We start from the raw sequence: 17320 nt of genomic DNA, 5'->3' as shown, positions 1-17320 counted from the left end.
ATTATCTCAATTTCAAAGTGGCAAGTGTGACAACTGCGAGTAAAATTCCCACGATCCAAAATCGTGTGACAATTTTAGCTTCAGGAATATTTCGCTTTTGATAATGATGGTGAAGTGGGGACATGAGGAAAATCCTTCTACCCTCTCCATATTTCTTCTTGGTGTATTTGAAATAGCCTACTTGCAGGACTACGCTCAGATTCTCGATGACGAAAATTCCACACATCACCGGAATAAGCAGCTCCTTTCGAAGTGCCAAGGCCATGACTGCAATAGCTCCTCCCAACATCAGGGAACCGGTGTCCCCCATGAAAACCTGGGCTGGATAGGCATTGTACCAAAGGAATCCGATACAAGCACCGATAAATGCCGAAGCAAAAATCACCAACTCACCTGAGTTGGGGATGTACATGATATTCAGGTATTGTGAGAAAATGGCATTACCGCTGAGGTATGCAAAAATTGCAATAGTCAAGCCAATGATGGCTGATGTACCCGCCGCTAAGCCGTCAATCCCATCTGTAATGTTAGCGCCATTTGAAACGGCCGTGATGATAAATATCACCACCAAAATGTATAAAAATGGAGTGACCGCTTCGCCCATAAAACCTAAGAGCCGCTCATAGTTTAGCTCATTATTCTTAACAAAAGGAATGGTCGTCTTAAGGGCTTTTACATCTTGAAAGGCAGGAGTTTCCACTACGCCACTTTCGACCGATACTGGGGTAGAGAACTCACGAATAACCACATCATCGTGAAAATAAAGTGTCGCACCTACAATAATTCCAATCCCGATCTGACCGACGATTTTGAATCGACCTTTGAGTCCTTCCTTATTCTTTTTAAATACCTTGATGTAATCATCCAAAAATCCGATTCCCCCCAGCCAAAGCGTAGTGATGAGCAATAGAATGATGTAGATATTGTCTAGGTCTCCGAAAAGCAAAGTAGGGATAACAATAGCAGAAATGATCATCAATCCACCCATGGTAGGCGTACCCTTCTTCTGAGATTGCCCTTCTAATCCGAGGTCCCGGACAGTTTCTCCAATTTGGCGATTGCGAATCCAATTGATGATGCGATGCCCAAAAGTAATGGTAATGATCAAGGACAGAATGGCTGCCATACCAGCTCGGAAAGAGATGTAGCGAAACACCCCGGCTCCAGGCAGGTCCCATACTTGATCCAAATATTCAAAAATCGGGTATAACATTTCAGTTTTGGCTGAGTTGATTCAAAATTTCTCCCACTACCTCGGCATCGTCAAAGTGGTGTTTTACACCTTGTATTTCTTGATAGTCTTCGTGACCTTTTCCAGCGATCAGGATGATATCTCCTTTTTTGCAAAGCATACAGGCAGTCCTAATCGCTTCGCGACGATCAACAATACTCAGGACTTTACGCATTTCAGTTGGTCCAACACCCGCTTGCATGTCTTTAATGATTTGCTCTGGCTCCTCGAATCGAGGATTATCAGATGTCAAAATCACTTTATCACTTTCCCTCACGGCTATTTTGGCCATGATGGGACGCTTGGTCGTGTCCCGATTTCCACCGCAACCGACTACGGTAATCACTTGCTCACCTCCGGTCCGCACTCCATTGATGGTTTTCAATACATTCTCAAGTGCATCAGGGGTATGGGCATAGTCAACGATTGCCGTGATACCAGCTCCTGTGATTCGGTCAAATCGTCCTTTCGCTCCTGGGATGGCAGAGAGGTGTTGCAAAACCTCTTCCTCGTCTTCTCCTAGAAGCACGGCAGTTCCAAAAGCACCTAACAGGTTGTAAGCATTAAATGCCCCGATTAGCCTAAACCACACCTGTCTGCCATTGATGTCCAGTTCCAAGCCTTCGATGGTATTGGATATGATTTTCGCTTTGAAGTCTGCTGCAGATTTGAGCGCAAAAGTTTGATGGGTACCCCGGCAATTCTGCACCATCACCATCCCTCGCTTATCGTCTCCATTGACGAGCGCAAATGCATCTTTGGGAAGGTCATCAAAGAGTTTTTTCTTTGCCTTGATGTATTCATCGAAGGTCTTGTGGTAGTCCAAGTGATCATGAGAGATATTGGTAAAGATCGCTCCGATCAATTTCAAACCTGCGATTCGCTCTTGTACGATCGCATGAGAACTCGCCTCCATAAAGCAATGCGTACAGCCTGCCTCGACCATTTGGCGAAGCAAAGCTTGAATGCTGACCGCATCCGGTGTGGTATGGGTAGCAGGAACAATCTCCTCGTTGATTTTATTTTCTACTGTAGAAAGTAAACCCGTACTATAGCCCATCGCCATGAAAAGCTGATGAAGTAAAGTGACCGAAGTAGTTTTGCCATTAGTCCCGGTAACAGCCACCACCTTGATTTCACTGGATGGATTGCCAAAATAATTGGAAGCTAAGACCCCCAAAGACTGAGCGGAGTTTTTGACCTGTACCCAGGTGATGGAGGTTACAGGTGACTCAGGAAGTGTTTCACAGACCACAGCCTTAGCACCTAATTCGACGGCTTTATCAATAAACTCATGTCCGTCAACCTGCGTACCCGCGATGGCTACGAAAACTGAACCCTTGGACACCTTTCGGCTATCAAAGACAATATCCTTCACCCGCACTTCCATATCGCCAATGGTGCTGAGCAAGGATACTTTATATAATATGTCTTTTAATACTTTCAACTTATCCCAATTCAAGTTTGATAATTGTATTTCTCTCAAGTGGAGTACCAGGGTTTAGGGATTGACTTTTGACAATTCCCCTTCCACTGTAATTGACCCGAATCCCCTTATTCTCCAAAATGAATAGTGCATCTCTCAGCGACAGTCCAGATACATCTGGAACGGTTGCGGCATCCGTATCATTGGTTTTCCAGTTGATTTGATTTTGGTTGGCAACCACTTTCACCCATTCTTCAGGCTGAACGGGAGCACTTGGTACACCTAGCTTTTCCAAAATTTGATGGATTTCTTCTGCCTTTCCTGCTTTGACAAAAGGAGTGTTGCTAGACTTTTCCTCAGAGGCAATAAGGTCTTGCGAAGAAGGGTTGAGCTCAAGGTCCACTGCGTAAATTTTATCGGCAATCTCCTTGAATACCGGGGCTGAAACATCCCCTCCGTATGCTGCAAAACCCGTCGGGCTATCGATCACCACAATCATGGAATACTTCGGTCGGTCTGCAGGAAAGTATCCTGCAAAGCTTGTGTAGTATCGCTTGGTATAGCGTCCATTCTCCAGCTTTTGGGCTGTGCCTGTCTTACCAGCAATCGCATATTCAGCATTGGCAATGTTCTTAGCCGTACCTCTCACTACGACTCCTTCAAGCAATTCCTGAAGTTGCTTTATAGTCTTTTCAGAGGCGATTTTCCTTCGAATCACTTCCGTATCCCACTGCCTTTCAATTTTATTACCTCTTACAATTGCTTGGATCAAGTATGGCTTGACCATTTTGCCTTCGTTGGCAACGGCATTATACAAGGCCAAAGTATGAATGGGATTCAGCTTGCTTTCATAGCCAATAGAAATCCAAGGCAAAGAAGTCCCGTACCAGTCTTTTTCTCCCGGTTTTTTGAAAAATGGCTTCCCCTCTCCTGCTAGCTGAAATTCAAATGGCTCACGAAGTCCCACCTGATCCAAATAGCCCAAAAACTTCGAGGGGCTAGAACCAAAATGCATGTCAACCAATTTGGAAATAGCCACATTGGAAGACTTCTCAAAAGCTTCCCGAATGGTAATCGTACCATAGCCACCGTTTTTGGCATCGCGCATGACTTGATTGTAGAATCGGTGCGCTCCGTTTCCTGTTTCGATTTTCTCCTCCAAAGAGACTTTATTCTCCTCCAAAAGCGCCAGCATGGAGAATAGCTTAAAAGTGGATCCAGGCTCTGTATTTCCTTGATCGCCAATGGCAAAATTGTAGTTTTCGCCATAGCCTCGACCATTCTTATTTTTCTGAAGATTGGCAATGGCTTTGATTTTTCCAGTCTTCACCTCCATGACAATGACCGAACCAAAAGCTGCATCCCGATCTTCTAACTGTCGAAGCAGCGCAGTCTCTGCGACATCTTGAATATTGACATCCAGGGTGGTAATTACATCAAAACCATCTTCCGGCTTGATATCCTCTGCATCAAAAACAGGCTTCCAACTTCCTCCGGCAATCCGCTGAAAAAGAGCTTTGCCATCACGCCCTTTTAAGTATTCATTAAAGCTATATTCGATTCCAGCGCCGTATTCATCCTCATTGACGAATCCGACTGTGCGACTGGCCAGGGAATTAAATGGACGATAGCGCTTTTCTACTTTTTCAAAGAGCACTCCGCCTCCCAGTCTTCCCTCTCTAAAAATTGGCCATTCTGCCATCTTTTGCATATCCTGATAGCCTACCTGACGTCGATTGAGTACGATGTATCGCTTCTTTTCCAATCGGGCATCCATAATCATACGCTTGTAAGCCTTGGCAGACTTATCTCGATAGTATGCAGAAAGATTATTTGCCAAAGAATCTATGCCAGAATCAAAAAGTGCTTTTTTGGCCATAGTAGGATCAAGCGCAACCCGATAAAAAGGCAAACTAGTCGCAAGAAGACTCCCGTCTCCAGCATAAATATTTCCTCTTGTCGCAGGAACCTCACGGTACTGAAAATTGATCGTTTGTGCTTTTTCATGCCACTTATCGCCTTCCTCTACTTGGATTTTGACAATACGAAGCGGTATCGCTGCTGTCGCAAGCGCAATCAGGATGAAAACCACCCTAACTCGGAGCACTATGGATCGCTTAATGTTCACTCTTCTACTTCTATTTTTACCGGTGGCTTATCTAATTCAACGATACCTCTGGCCGCTACTTTTTTAGCGAGCTCGGACTGCATACTACTAAGCATATACTCTGCCTCGAGCGTAGTGACATCCGCACGGATATCCTCCACCTCTTGCTGCACCTTTTCAATTTTTCGGACCATATTTTCAGCCCGGTGATTTCCCCATATATATATAAGCGCCAATAGCGCCACAAAACCTATAGGAGGCACCAATTGGACAGGAACCCCTTCCCCCAAAACCCTGGTCACATCGAGCTTTTCCTCAATCCAGGAAAAAATCGATCTCCCAGTCCCAGTCGTACGGGACTTGTTGGTTGATTTCAGCTTTTTCCGAAAAGTATTCTGGCTCATTTCCCTAATTTTTTTGCCACTCTCAACTTTGCACTTCTGGCTCGCGGGTTTTCTGCTATTTCCTCAGCCGAAGCGGTAATTGCACCTCTACTGACAGGCTCTAAAGGACGAATGGGATTTCCGAAAAAATCCTTTTCTAGCTCCCCTTGGAATTTTCCTTTTTGGATTAGATTTTTCACCAAGCGATCTTCCAAGCTGTGATAGCTCATTACTACCAATCTTCCTTCCGGTTTCAAAAGCTCAATCGCACCCAATAGCATTTCTTCCAAGGCCGCCATTTCATCATTTACCTCGATCCGAAGTGCCTGAAATACCTGAGCGAAATATTTAAACTCTTTGCCCCTCGGAGCATATTTTTTCAAGAATGCAGTCAATCCCTCTGTAGTTTCAAAGGGATTTTCAGATCGATGTGATACGATAGCTTGCGCTAAAGTTTTTGCATTTTTCACCTCACCATACATCCCCAGAATCTTATGAAGATCCTGCTCCGAATAGGAGTTGAGTACATCCTTGGCACTTTTTCCCTGAGAGGGATTCATGCGCATATCCAGCTCTCCTTCAAACCGTGTGGAAAATCCACGGGCCGGTTCATCAATCTGATGGGAAGAAATCCCCAAGTCAGCTAGGATCCCATCTACTTGTCGGACTCCGTATAGCCTCAAGTACTTCTTGATATCTCTGAAATTTGCCGCTACAAAAGTGAAGCGAGAATCTTCCGGAATATTTGCTTCCGCATCTGGATCCTGATCAAAACCATAAAGATGTCCCGTATCCAAATACTTCAGGATTTCGCGGGAATGTCCTCCTCCACCAAAAGTCACATCGACATAAACACCATTGGGGTCAATAGCCAAGCCTTCAGTGCATTGGGCGAGCATCACTGGAATATGGTATACAGAAGCCGTCATGATTTAGGAGAGATATTTTTCCATTAATGCTGACAGATCCGCTGGATCAGGAATGACGTGCTTGGCATGGTTCTCAGGATTCCAGATTTCGATCCGGGTTCCATTTCCCGCTACGACTACTTCCTTTTCCAAACTGGCATAAGCCTGAAACTGCTTTGGGATCAAGATTCGGCCCGCACTATCCAACTCCACATCCACAACCGAATTGAAAAAAGCCCTTTGCAGCGCTCGCTGCTCTGGGTTATTGATGTTCAAAGACTTAATCTGATTCTCAAGCTTGCGATACTCTACAAGCGGATAAAGCGCAAGACAACGATCTTCTGCCATGCGAAGCATCAAAGTAGACCCATTCGCCTCCGGTATTGCTCCCTTTATCTTGGAAGGCAAAGCCAGGCGACCCTTCGGGTCAAGCTTACAATCATAGTGGCTGTTGAACATTATTCCGTTGCGCTTTTTTTGCGAGAACTCGTAAAAACAAAAGTAATAAAATGATTTTCACATTCTACCACTTTACTCCACTTTTTCCCACTTTGTACTAAAAGTAGCCAAAAGATTGATTCCTCCCAATAAATTTTCAAAAAAATCATGGAAATTTTATTGGGTATCAAGGAATTAGATAGGAAAAGAAAAAGGCCAAAAATGTCCAAAAAAGAGCCTTTTTTGATAGATTTTTCTAGAAAAAAAATTCTGTTTGATCGAAACTCCTGAGATCAGATTGAAAAGTGGGAGAATTTCCCAAAAAAAAGCAGCGACCATAGGCCACTGCTTTTTTAAAAGTATCAACACACAAATTAATTTTTATCCTTTTGCTTTTGGCGAAGCTTCTCCATTTCTAATTCAAGCTCTCTCTGAAATTCCTGCATTTTTTGTTCGTTTTCACGCTGCCAAGCTTCAAACTTTCGTTGGAATTCTTCGATTTTTGGCTCTTGCGTTTTTTCCCATTCCTTCATTTTCATGCGGAACTCCTGCATTTTAGGCTCCTGAGCTTCCTGCCAAGCTTTCATCTTTTTCTCAAATTCCTTGAGCTTTGGCTCTATTTCCTTTTCCCAGGCCTTCATTCTCGCCTCGCGCTCTTCGGCATTTTCTTCCCATCGCTCCTGAAACCGCTGAGCTCTTTCTTCCATCCGCTCAGCCCAAACTTGCATTCTTTCTTCTTTTTCCTTTATCCAATTTTCTCTTTCCTTAGGGCTCATTTCGGTGGTGTCACCGAAGAAAAACAACCCGGGGCCTTCACCATCAAATTCGAAAATCATAGGCTCGCCCGGCTCTAGCATAAAAACTTCTGCATCTCCAAAGAACTCAAAAGGAACATCCGCTGGAAACGGCGGAACTGGAGGAGTAGGCATCCCCATCATCAATGAATCAAACTCTGGCATGGCATCAAAATCAAAGTCAGGATGCGGCACTCCATCAATAAACACCATAGATTTTTTGCCTTTGACGATTGTGTCTCCATCTACAATCAATGTATCACCTTTTAATTCGTACCTAAAAGTATTGCCATTCCCTCTTTGCCTGATTACCACATGATTTCCTTGATCATCTGTCCACTCTTGAGCGGAATCGCCATCTCTGATGATGACTTTACGCTCCTTTTTGACAGTTGTATCTACCCTTACTATTGAAGGATTTTTGGAAGCAAGTGTGACAAAATCCAATTCTGGATTTTCCAGTGAAACTAGAGGGGTTTGATTTTCAAATTCATTCGAATTTGAAGACTCGGCGTGGGCAAATATCCCAACAGCCAGGACAAGTGATAGTAACATGGGTATAGAAATTATAGGGTTTTGTGGATAGTTCTGTGCTGGCAAACCCAGCATTCTTTTAATTCGATGAAGGGTTGGATTTCTTTTTTTGGAAGCTGCCAAGGCCAATTCGGGTGAGTTTTCTTGTGCGAAATTCAAGACCTCAGCGAGTGCCTGAGCCAACACTTTCGGCTCCACACCTGCTTTGATCGCTAGGTCATCAGTGGCATTTTCTCTTAATTCTTTGACGGTTTGATTGGTCCACCAAAAGCAAGGATGATAGAAAAACAAAATCTCTAAGGTCGATTGCATCAGATTGAACAGGTAGTCATGCCGCTTAATATGGGCCAATTCATGCGCTAAAATTGCTTCAAGTTGTTCAGGAGACATCTGAAAGAGCAATCCCGCTGGAAATAGAACCATTGGCTTCAATACCCCCACAGCCATAGGGGAAAGTCCATCAGTGGTGATTTTCAGTTCAACCTTATTATTGATTCCCAATCGAGCAGCCACCCGATTCAATTTATTGGTTAACTCCAAGTTTGCGTTTGGCATGCTGCCTTGCCGCAAATTTCTCACAGCTGATAGATTCGCAAAAAGACGGAACAAGAATAGAACTGCTCCAAAAAACCAGATATTTACCAGGAAAGGCAATTGGGATTCAACCCAAATCAAGGTGCTTTGGAGAAAAGTTATGGACTGAGTGGGTTCTGACAGAAGTACCCAGCCGACTGATTGGGCTTCAGAAGGGGACAGACTCGGAGAATGAATGGAACCCTGATAGAAAAGCGTGATCAGGGCAAGAACTAGGCCGCTTGACAAAGTCCCTAAAGCCAATAAATATTTGAATTGAGGTGTCTTATTATGAAAAATTCGCAATCCTAACCACAATACAATGGAGACAACCATCCATTGCCACAGGCTATGCACCAAAGTCCAACCAAGAATTTGGAGCAAGTGTTCGGGTATCCAATCGTTGAGAAAATTCATGACTTCTTGTTTTCTAGTTGATCTAAAAATGCTCTGATTTCATCTAATTCTTCCTTGGAAGGATTATCCTGGCCCAATGCCTGCATGACAAGTGCTTTCGAAGAACCGCCAAATGCAGAGGACATCAAGTTTTTCAAAAGGGACTTTTGAGTGTCGCCCTGCTTGACAGTGGCGCGATAAAGGTGCGTGCGGCTTTTTTCATCTCTGCTGACCATTCCTTTTGCATGCATGATCTGCATGATCTTCAGCGTGGTGGTGTAACCTGTCTCTTTGGTCTGAGCCAGTCGCTCATGGACCTGGCGAACACTTGCTTCCTTCAATTCCCAAAGGATGGCAAGAACTTCTAACTCTGCTTCTGTCGGTTTTTGCATAGCGATTATACGATAGCTTTCGTACAAAGTTATACGAAGTGAATCGTAATTACCAAAAAAGTACGATAATTATCGTATTAAAAAGTGTTAAATGATTGAAAAATTTATGTTTAAGGCTATGATTATCTGCAATAATTGCTTTGACCTAATTTTCTTTGTTAATCAAGACGGGTGTCAAGTGTCCGATGACGGATGGTTGTATAAATCGATCAATTTCGCAGAATTTTAGCCATTCCTTTTCGCTGCTGATAAGACTGCGCAATTCATGTTTAACGAAGCCTTTGGATTGTCTTTTTACCTTTCTTCTCAAGGCTAGCGCGAAAGATTTCTGCTAAATTCGGCCAGGTTCCAGCGATTTTGGCAAGTAAGCCTCGGGATTCAGGTATACAAACTAGTCGCTTGGGCTTCCGCATCAATTTCAAAATCGCCTGGACAATATCATCAGGGCTAAGTATCTTCTCAGGACCACTAAAAGTAAGTACTGCCTCCTCAGGATAATCCAATTGGAGGTCCAGCATGGGGGTTTTTACCAAATCGGGACAGACCACCGAAACATCTACACCTGATTTCTTGAGTTCGGGAGCAATAGCCAAAGAAAACCCTCGGATAGCAAATTTTGAGGCAGAATAGAGACTTAACCCGGACACAGGAGCCAATCCTGCCAAAGAGGAAATATTAATGATATGTCCAAAGCCCTGATTTGCCATCATTCTACCCAAGATGGTCGTCCCAAGGATACTTCCTTTGGCATTGATGTCTAGATGGTAGTCGATATCGTCTATGTTATAGTCAAGCAAGAAGCCAGGCCGAATCACTCCCGCTGAATTAATCAAAAAGGAAGCTTGTATAGATCTTAGCTCTAAATACTCCATTACACTTTTCCAAAACCCCTTTTTTGAAACATCTCCGGAGAGCAAACTAACCACATCTGATTCTTCAAAAATAGACCGGAGCTTCACACCATCTAAATCTATCAGCAGTAATTGATTTCCGTTATTTATAAGCCTCTCAGCCAAAGCTTTACCTATTCCGCTAGCGGCTCCTGTGATTAGAATCATTTCTCAGTTTTTGAGTTTTATACAAAGTGCAAATTTTTGAATTCAAAATACATAATTCAAGCTTTAAAAATTTTAATGGAATTTTTATGAAATAAAGTAAAAATTTATTCTGCCATTAAAGAAATATTTCAAATAATATTTGTTTTATTCAAATATTAACCATCAATCAATCAAGTTATGTTTTCAAAAATTAAATCCTTTTTCAGGCCTGCCTCAGGGCTGATTTTAGGCTTAGCTGTTTTTGCAGCAGCCTGCTCTGAGACAGAGCAGCAAGTCAATCTCTCCGAGCTTGATGATGTAGCAACAATGGGAGAGGCCGAGTATATACCCGGCAAGTATATCGTGGTACTGAATGACAATTCAGTGAGATTTAGAATGAAGGACGACTATGAGTCCGTGCAGGCCGGTATGCGTGTAGTAGCAAATAGTCTGGCGGCAGGCTATGAAATTGGTGAAGAGTCTATCGATAAGGTTTACGGTAATTTGATTCCAGGATTTTCTGCGGAATTGACCCCTAAACAATTATCCGATTTAGAAAATGATCCAGCTGTCAAATACATTGAACCAGATGGCTATGTATATAAGTCTACAACCCAAGCCAACGCAACTTGGGGAATAGATCGTATCGACCAGACCAATCTCCCGCTAGATGGTTCCTACACTTATAATACCTCAGGACAGGGGGTCACTGCCTACATTATTGATACAGGGATTCGCACAGACCATGTGGAATTTGGAGGAAGAGCACAGCGAGGATTTGATGCCTTTGGAGGAAACTCAGAAGATTGTGATGGTCACGGAACTCACGTTGCAGGTACCGTTGGTGGCACTGTCTTTGGAGTTGCCAAAAATGTAAGCTTGGTAGCGGTAAGAGTTTTGGATTGCAATGGTTCAGGTACCTTCAGTGGAGTAATCGCCGGTATGGATTGGGTAGCAGCTAATGCTTCCGGACCTTCAGTTGCAAATATGTCATTGGGTGGAGGCGCAAGCTCCGCTGTAAATGATGCTGTCGACAGAATGTACAGTGCGGGAGTTCCCACCGTGGTAGCAGCAGGTAATAGCAATGCGAATGCATGCAACGCCTCCCCTGCAAGTGCTACCAATGCATACACTGTGGGATCTACCACGAGTTCTGATAGCAGATCCTCTTTCTCTAATTATGGAAATTGCGTTGACATCTTTGCCCCAGGATCTTCCATTACCGCCGCTTGGTTCACAAGTAGTACTGCTGCTGCAGTTCTTAGCGGTACTTCTATGGCATCTCCTCATGTTGCAGGGGTTGCTGCACTTTATTTGGAATCAAATCCAAGTGCCAGCGCACAAGCTGTCTATGATTTTATTACAGAAACCTCCACAAAAAGTGTGGTAACCAATTCCAGAACTACAAATAATCACTTGCTATACTCATTGGGTAGTTCAGGTGACGGGGGCGGCACTGACCCAGGTGATGGAGGTGGTACTGATCCCGGAGATGGTGGAGGAACTGACCCTGGAGACCCTCAAGACCCAACAGGGATTGAACTTACAGCAAATGGGTTCAAAAATAGAGGACGATGGGCCACTAACTTATCATGGTCTGGAAATACTGGAAGTGTAGATATCTATCGAGACGGGGCCTATGTAAGAAGAGTTTCAGGAAGCAGTTTTACCGACCAAACCAGAAATAGAGGTGGAGGTAGCCTGACTTATCAAGTATGTGAAGCAGGAACTTCTACCTGCTCCAATGAAGTAACTGTCAACTTCTAAAAGTACCCTTTGAAATACAAATAGCCATCGGGTTTTACTCGATGGCTTTTTTTATGTTGATTCCCATGAACTATCAAGGACGGCGATTAGTTGTATATACATAGAATTTTGAAAACTAAACCAATTTTATTTTATGGATCGCAAACAAGCGCTTTTACAACCTATTCAGGTTGGAGATTTAACTTTGAAAAATAGGGTTTGGATGGCCCCAATGACCCGGAGTCGGGCCAACAATGAGGCAAAGGCTCCATTTGACATTCATATAAAATATTACAAACAAAGAGCCTCTTCAGGTCTTATTATCACAGAAGGATCTCAAATTTCCGAAAAAGCAGTTGGCTATATCAATACTCCGGGTATTCACACTGAAGCTCAAGTGGAAGGCTGGAAAAAAGTAACTGAGGCTGTTCACAAAGAAGGCGGACATATTTTTATCCAATTGTGGCATGTGGGCAGAATTTCCCATCCGGACTTCCATAATGGAGACTTACCGCATGCACCTTCAGCTATCAACCCCCATGCAAAATCCTTCACTCCAAAAGGTTTTAAAGACACAGTCACTCCCAAGGAAATGACTATCGAAGATATCAAACAGACTATTCTTGACTTTAAAAATGCGGCAAAAAACGCGATGGATGCGGGTTTTGATGGAGTAGAGATTCACTCCTCTAATGGTTATCTGCTGCATCAGTTTTTCAGTCGAACCAGCAATGTCAGAATGGACGAATATGGTGGTTCGATCGAAAATAGAGCTAGAATCCTATTTGATGTGATAGATGCGCTAAAGGAGGTCATGCCAGAAAATCGAATCGGATTACGCTTAAATCCTTCCTTGCACGGGATTTTCGGAATGGAAGCAGATGAGGAGACCATTCCTACTTTTGACTACATCATCGAAAAACTCAATCAGTACAATTTGGCTTATCTGCATCTTTCGGAGCCTTTCAATGAGGTAAGTGAGATTCCATATCTGGAACCGCATATCGCAAAAAGATATCGCCCGATGTACAAGGGAGCTTTGGTCATCAATGCTGCTTTCGATCAAGAAAAAGGGAATCAAGTCATAGCTGAAGGCCTAGCTGATGCAGTAGCTTTTGGTAAGCCATTTATTTCAAATCCGGATCTTCCTGAGCGTTTTGCACAAGATGCATCTTTGGCAGAATGGGACACCGATACCTTCTATACTCCCGGCGAAAAAGGTTACACTGATTACCCAAGCCTCGAGGAGATAAAAGTTGATTAATTCACTCCAAAGGCCGGTTTTTCCGGCCTTTGTTTTATCTTTAAGCCTATGTGTTTGGTAGCCTTTTCCTGGAAAACCCAGTCAGAATTTCCGCTTATCATCTCTGCCAATCGGGATGAGTTTTTTGAGCGGCCTACGGCCAAAATGCATCAATGGGAATCCGGATTTTTCGGAGGAAAAGACCTCAAAAGCGGGGGGACTTGGATGGGTTTTCATCCCAATGGACGCTGGTCTTTTTTGACCAATTATCGGGATTTCAGGAAAACGGGTCATGGGGAAATTTCTCGGGGAAAATTAGTTCAGGATTTCTTGGAGGACTCCATTTCTCCGAAGGATTATTTGAAAGAAATCGAGAAGGAAAAAGATCGCTACGAGGGATTCAATCTACTTGTCTCTGATGGAGATCAACTTTGCTATTTCAGTAATTTTGGAAAGGGAATCCAGGAAATCAAACCCGGAATCCACGGTCTGAGTAACGGTTTATTGAATGACCCTTGGCCGAAAACCAATTTGGCAAAAAAGCAATTGGAAGAAACCTTGGATCAAGAGATTTCCAGACAAAAGCTTCTTGAAATTTTAAAATCAAAGAATACCTATCCCTTAGAAAGTTTGCCTGACACTGGTGCGCCCAAAGACTTGGAAATTGCACTTTCGGCCCAATTGATCCGAGCCAATGGAAATTATGGAACCCGATCAGCAAGTGCTGTGATTTGGAACAAAAAGGGGGAAATAAGTATTCAAGAGAGGACCTTTGATTGGAATGAAAAAAGTTTCAGCGATCAAGTAGCCAAATTTAAATTATAAGATCAATGAGTAATCAGATTTTTGACGTCATCATCGTGGGAGGCGGTCCAATTGGACTAGCCTGTGGAGTAGAAGCTCAAAAACAAGGCTTGAATTACCTGATCCTGGAAAAGGGTGCCTTGACCAATTCCATCTACAACTACCCGATAAATATGCGCTTTTTCTCTACCTCGGATCGCTTGGAGATGGCTGGCATTCCCTTCATGTCGGTAGAAAACAAGCCTACCCGCACCGAAGCCTTAGAATATTATCGACGCATTTATTTTCATTTTAAACTCAAGGTCAATCTCTACGAAGGAGTCAAAACTCTAGAGAAAAAAGGTGAAAACTTTTTGATCACAACTTCAAAAGGAAGCTATCAAACGCAGAAAATCGTGCTTGCCACCGGCTTCTACGATCTACCAAACTTGATGAATGTCCCCGGAGAAGAACTGCCGAAAGTGATGCATTATTACAAAGAGCCTTGGCCTTATATCGGACAAAAACTTCTGGTAGTCGGTGGAGCAAATTCAGCGGTAGATGCAGCTTTGGAATGCTGGAGGAAAGGGGCTGAGGTCAGCATGGTTTTACTGGGAGACGAGGTGGATGAGAATGTTAAATACTGGGTACGTCCTGACATCATGAACCGGATCAAGGAAGGTTCTATCAAAGCTTTCACCCGATCAAAAGTCAAGGAAATTAGGGATCAGGAGGTGTTGATTACGACTCCTACTGGTGATGTAACCATAGATAATGACTTCGTCTTAGCGATGACAGGCTACAAGCCCAATTTTGCGCTTTTGGATCAACTGGGTGTAGAGTTGTCTCTTGATGAAAAAAGGCAACCCTGCTACGATCAAGCCAATCAGGAATCCAATGTGCCGGGCGTTTATCTGGCCGGAGTTGTTTGCGGCGGACTGAATACCCGAGAGTTTTTTATCGAAAACTCAATCGTGCACGCCGAATCGATTATGGCAGACATCGTGAAAAAACTGAATTGATTTATTCAATTTTTAGCTTGCCCCAATAAAGAGTAAATTCTTCTGCTTCTTCCCCCGGGGTGGGGGTTTTCATCCAATGGATTTTCCCATCAATGATCTGAAAACTTTGATAGTGCATTTCTGGAAAATCAACAGGAAGCACTTTTCCATCCAAATCAAGAAAAACCGTCTTCCGACGAGTTTCCTCGTAGATTTGATTTAGGCCTTCCCTCGTTCGGTCCTTGCTTTTGTAGCGGTTGTAGTTATCCAAATCCGTTGGTTTTGTGCTGTAACTCAACAAAAATCCACCCTCAACAGCTTCAAAACCCTGAATTCGAGCTGGAAATGGTTCGTTTTCCTTATCAGTAATTTGTGCCATATGAATGGATCCAGGCTCCCAACCCTCATTTTCCTCAAACCCTGGCAAATCGACCCTAACACTGGAAAGCAATTCAGGTGCTGCATCATTCCAAGAATAAGTATACAGAATAGGTTCATTTTGAAAAATCACAAATAACCTATTAGCGGATTCTTCCACAACAAATAAGGGTCTAAAATCCTCGAAAGGATAAACCATGCCATTCAAAAATTTTGAGCCTTCGGGAAAAGGCAAAATCAATCGATGCTCGCCTGTTTCCAAGTTTGTCAGCACTAGGTTTTTCCGATTCTGAAGAAATTGAGGTCCATACTCTACTAAGTCAGGTTCCAAGATATCCAAAGAATAAAGAACATACTCCTCTCCTTCAATGGATAGCAAACTTGTATTTCTGAAGAGGTTGAAAGCCCCACCTAAACTCCATTGACTAGCGACTGGACTAGCACGACTGATCAATTCCCCGTCCTTTGCAAAAACCCGCAACCCCTCACTAATATCGATGAGTACAATCTCTCCGGTATTTGAAAGTTTCAAATTTTTTGTAGCCAAAGAAAAGGCCCCTGGCACATCCCCTGTTTTGGTCCATTTGTCAACCAATTCTCCCCTCTCTCGATCAAAAACATAGATAGTCGATGCAGAAGCATCCCGGAAAATCAAATGGTTTTGATCCCCATCCTGAAAAATAAAGGTAGATGCAATAATATCTCTGACAACCGTTGAGTCTTCGGCTATTAGCGAAATCCTTTTGGTATCATCGCCTTTGTTAACCTCGGCTTTTTCCGAAGGAGAACAGGAAAGGATTAAAAAAAGTATGCCAGCAAATTGGAGTAGTTTCATAATTCTATCTATTAAAATACTAGTATACACTGTTTAAACTAAAAAACAAGACGAAGAAGGCAGAATATCCCGAACTAATCACAAATTGCCTACCTTTGTGCCATCTATGAAAAAGCAGCCCTTCAACGTCGTTTACGAAGACAATCATTTACTTGTGGTCAATAAAGAAGCAGGTGTTCTCGTCCAAGGAGACAAAACCGGTGACAAAACCCTGACCGATTACTGCAAGGATTACATTGCCAAAAAATACAACAAGCCCGGAGCTGTTTTTTTACATCCCGTACATCGTTTAGACAGGCCAGTCAGCGGCTTGGTGGTTTTTGCCCGAACAAGCAAAGGTTTGGAGCGAATGATGGAGCTTTTCCGCAAGCGGGATATTCACAAGGTCTATTGGGCTATTGTCAAAAAAAGACCGAGAGAAGAAATGGGCAAACTCACCCATTGGCTGACCAAGGACGAGCAAAAAAATGTGGTCACCGCACATGAGAAAGAGGTGCCGGGTTCACAAAAAGCCGAGCTTAATTATAAGACCCTCGGCAAATTGAATGACCACTGGCTGATAGAAGTCCGCCCAGTCTCTGGTAGACCACATCAGATCCGAGTTCAACTGGCTTCAATGGGTTGCCCAATTCGCGGGGACTTGAAGTACGGTTTCCCAAAGCCCAATCCTGATGCCAGCATCAACTTACATGCTTTCAAATTGGTATTTGTTCATCCTATCAAAAAGGAAAAACTCTATCTCCGAGCAGCTCTTCCTGAAAGTGAATTTTGGGAACAATACTTAGAATTTGAGGAAATCAAAGCTAAGGATCAGCACATTGACAATACTTTCTCAGGTTAAGAATCTTCCGCCAAGTAAGAAAAGGGAAATACGGTAGAAATACGATGGAAATAAGCCCTCCTTCCTCAGGCGAAATATTTCGATCTACGAAGTGAGTTTTATTTTTAAAGAGGCTCTATTTCCCGCAGATTTACGCAGAAAAAAACGCTGATTTCGCAGATATCTCAGGCTTAGTATCCAGAATAAAAAAGTAGCTACGCCCTGAGAGAAGCTTTGGGTGAAATAATTCGACAAGGTTGGATTTCAAGCATTTGAGTGCCTACAGGAGGGGTAT

General features: G+C 43.3%; 15 protein-coding genes. 5 read left to right on the top strand and 10 right to left on the bottom strand.

All coding sequences use genetic code 11. The annotated features are described in order from the left end of the window. Window position 1: 1 nt before the first annotated feature. The 9 genes from mraY to G457_RS0117875 all read right to left on the bottom strand — a co-directional run bounded on the left by mraY (window position 2) and on the right by G457_RS0117875 (window position 10240). Window positions 2-1213 (bottom strand): phospho-N-acetylmuramoyl-pentapeptide-transferase, encoded by a 1212-nt coding sequence (gene mraY, locus G457_RS0117925; protein WP_026947680.1) that lies wholly within the window; start codon window positions 1211-1213, stop codon window positions 2-4. 1 nt (window position 1214) lies between these two features. After that, complete coding sequence (locus tag G457_RS0117920) at window positions 1215-2678, bottom strand: UDP-N-acetylmuramoyl-L-alanyl-D-glutamate--2,6-diaminopimelate ligase (protein ID WP_026947679.1); 1464 nt, start codon at window positions 2676-2678, stop codon at window positions 1215-1217. A gap of 1 nt (window position 2679) precedes the next feature. Next, window positions 2680-4785, bottom strand: coding sequence for a penicillin-binding protein (locus G457_RS0117915; protein ID WP_026947678.1), 2106 nt, complete (start codon window positions 4783-4785; stop codon window positions 2680-2682). Beyond that, window positions 4782-5168, bottom strand: coding sequence for an FtsL-like putative cell division protein (locus G457_RS0117910; RefSeq protein ID WP_024283681.1), 387 nt, complete (start codon window positions 5166-5168; stop codon window positions 4782-4784). The genes G457_RS0117915 and G457_RS0117910 overlap by 4 nt, the downstream gene beginning before the upstream one ends. Then, window positions 5165-6076 (bottom strand): 16S rRNA (cytosine(1402)-N(4))-methyltransferase RsmH, encoded by a 912-nt coding sequence (rsmH, locus tag G457_RS0117905; protein WP_026947677.1) that lies wholly within the window; start codon window positions 6074-6076, stop codon window positions 5165-5167. The genes G457_RS0117910 and rsmH overlap by 4 nt, the downstream gene beginning before the upstream one ends. Window positions 6077-6079: 3 nt before the next feature. Then, entirely contained in the window at window positions 6080-6514 is a 435-nt protein-coding gene (gene mraZ, locus G457_RS0117900) for a division/cell wall cluster transcriptional repressor MraZ (protein ID WP_026947676.1), read from the bottom strand. Window positions 6515-6867: 353 nt separating this feature from the next. After that, window positions 6868-8811: a M56 family metallopeptidase gene (locus tag G457_RS0117885; RefSeq protein ID WP_026947675.1), complete on the bottom strand. Its 1944-nt coding sequence runs from the start codon at window positions 8809-8811 to the stop codon at window positions 6868-6870. Further along, a complete protein-coding gene (locus tag G457_RS0117880) occupies window positions 8808-9182 on the bottom strand; it encodes a BlaI/MecI/CopY family transcriptional regulator (protein ID WP_026947674.1) in 375 nt (124 codons plus the stop codon). Before G457_RS0117880 ends, G457_RS0117885 begins: the two co-directional genes overlap by 4 nt. A gap of 269 nt (window positions 9183-9451) precedes the next feature. Continuing rightward, window positions 9452-10240, bottom strand: a complete 789-nt coding sequence (locus G457_RS0117875) for an SDR family NAD(P)-dependent oxidoreductase (protein ID WP_026947673.1) — start codon at window positions 10238-10240, stop codon at window positions 9452-9454. A gap of 177 nt (window positions 10241-10417) precedes the next feature. Between G457_RS0117875 and G457_RS0117870 the strand changes: the two genes are divergently transcribed. From G457_RS0117870 to G457_RS0117855, 4 genes are all read left to right on the top strand, one after another. After that, on the top strand, window positions 10418-11986 hold the full coding sequence (locus G457_RS0117870; protein ID WP_035484256.1) for a S8 family peptidase: 1569 nt from the start codon (window positions 10418-10420) through the stop codon (window positions 11984-11986). Window positions 11987-12119: 133 nt separating this feature from the next. Further along, the gene (locus tag G457_RS0117865; protein WP_026947671.1) at window positions 12120-13229 is read left to right on the top strand and encodes an alkene reductase; all 1110 of its coding nucleotides are present in this window, start codon (window positions 12120-12122) and stop codon (window positions 13227-13229) included. Between the two features lie 48 nt (window positions 13230-13277). After that, complete coding sequence (locus G457_RS0117860; protein ID WP_035484254.1) at window positions 13278-14033, top strand: NRDE family protein; 756 nt, start codon at window positions 13278-13280, stop codon at window positions 14031-14033. Window positions 14034-14038: 5 nt separating this feature from the next. After that, on the top strand, window positions 14039-15013 hold the full coding sequence (locus tag G457_RS0117855) for a YpdA family putative bacillithiol disulfide reductase (protein ID WP_026947669.1): 975 nt from the start codon (window positions 14039-14041) through the stop codon (window positions 15011-15013). 1 nt (window position 15014) lies between these two features. Here G457_RS0117855 and G457_RS0117850 read toward each other — a convergent pair whose 3' ends face one another. Then, window positions 15015-16205, bottom strand: coding sequence for an NHL repeat-containing protein (locus G457_RS0117850; RefSeq protein WP_026947668.1), 1191 nt, complete (start codon window positions 16203-16205; stop codon window positions 15015-15017). Between the two features lie 106 nt (window positions 16206-16311). On the opposite strand from G457_RS0117850, the gene G457_RS0117845 reads away from it, so the two are divergent. After that, window positions 16312-17046 carry an RluA family pseudouridine synthase gene (locus tag G457_RS0117845; protein ID WP_026947667.1) on the top strand — a complete coding sequence of 245 codons (735 nt, stop codon included), beginning with the start codon at window positions 16312-16314 and terminating at the stop codon, window positions 17044-17046. The last annotated feature ends 274 nt before the right edge of the window (window positions 17047-17320 follow it).

The organism is Algoriphagus marincola DSM 16067 (genome assembly GCF_000429405.1).
GTDB classification, from domain to species: domain Bacteria; phylum Bacteroidota; class Bacteroidia; order Cytophagales; family Cyclobacteriaceae; genus Algoriphagus; species Algoriphagus marincola.
Note: the sequence above shows the minus strand (reverse complement) of the source record. Positions and strands in the feature narration are given on the sequence as shown.

Bases quoted from the DNA above. Each gene is read 5' to 3' on its own strand.
- mraY (WP_026947680.1), bottom strand. From the start codon at position 1,213: ATGTTATACCCGATTTTTGAATATTTGGATCAAGTATGGGACCTGCCT.
- G457_RS0117910 (WP_024283681.1), bottom strand. From the start codon at position 5,168: ATGAGCCAGAATACTTTTCGGAAAAAGCTGAAATCAACCAACAAGTCC.
- rsmH (WP_026947677.1), bottom strand. From the start codon at position 6,076: ATGACGGCTTCTGTATACCATATTCCAGTGATGCTCGCCCAATGCACT.
- mraZ (WP_026947676.1), bottom strand. From the start codon at position 6,514: ATGTTCAACAGCCACTATGATTGTAAGCTTGACCCGAAGGGTCGCCTG.
- G457_RS0117885 (WP_026947675.1), bottom strand. From the start codon at position 8,811: ATGAATTTTCTCAACGATTGGATACCCGAACACTTGCTCCAAATTCTT.
- G457_RS0117880 (WP_026947674.1), bottom strand. From the start codon at position 9,182: ATGCAAAAACCGACAGAAGCAGAGTTAGAAGTTCTTGCCATCCTTTGG.
- G457_RS0117875 (WP_026947673.1), bottom strand. From the start codon at position 10,240: ATGATTCTAATCACAGGAGCCGCTAGCGGAATAGGTAAAGCTTTGGCT.
- G457_RS0117870 (WP_035484256.1), top strand. From the start codon at position 10,418: ATGTTTTCAAAAATTAAATCCTTTTTCAGGCCTGCCTCAGGGCTGATT.
- G457_RS0117865 (WP_026947671.1), top strand. From the start codon at position 12,120: ATGGATCGCAAACAAGCGCTTTTACAACCTATTCAGGTTGGAGATTTA.
- G457_RS0117860 (WP_035484254.1), top strand. From the start codon at position 13,278: ATGTGTTTGGTAGCCTTTTCCTGGAAAACCCAGTCAGAATTTCCGCTT.
- G457_RS0117855 (WP_026947669.1), top strand. From the start codon at position 14,039: ATGAGTAATCAGATTTTTGACGTCATCATCGTGGGAGGCGGTCCAATT.
- G457_RS0117850 (WP_026947668.1), bottom strand. From the start codon at position 16,205: ATGAAACTACTCCAATTTGCTGGCATACTTTTTTTAATCCTTTCCTGT.
- G457_RS0117845 (WP_026947667.1), top strand. From the start codon at position 16,312: ATGAAAAAGCAGCCCTTCAACGTCGTTTACGAAGACAATCATTTACTT.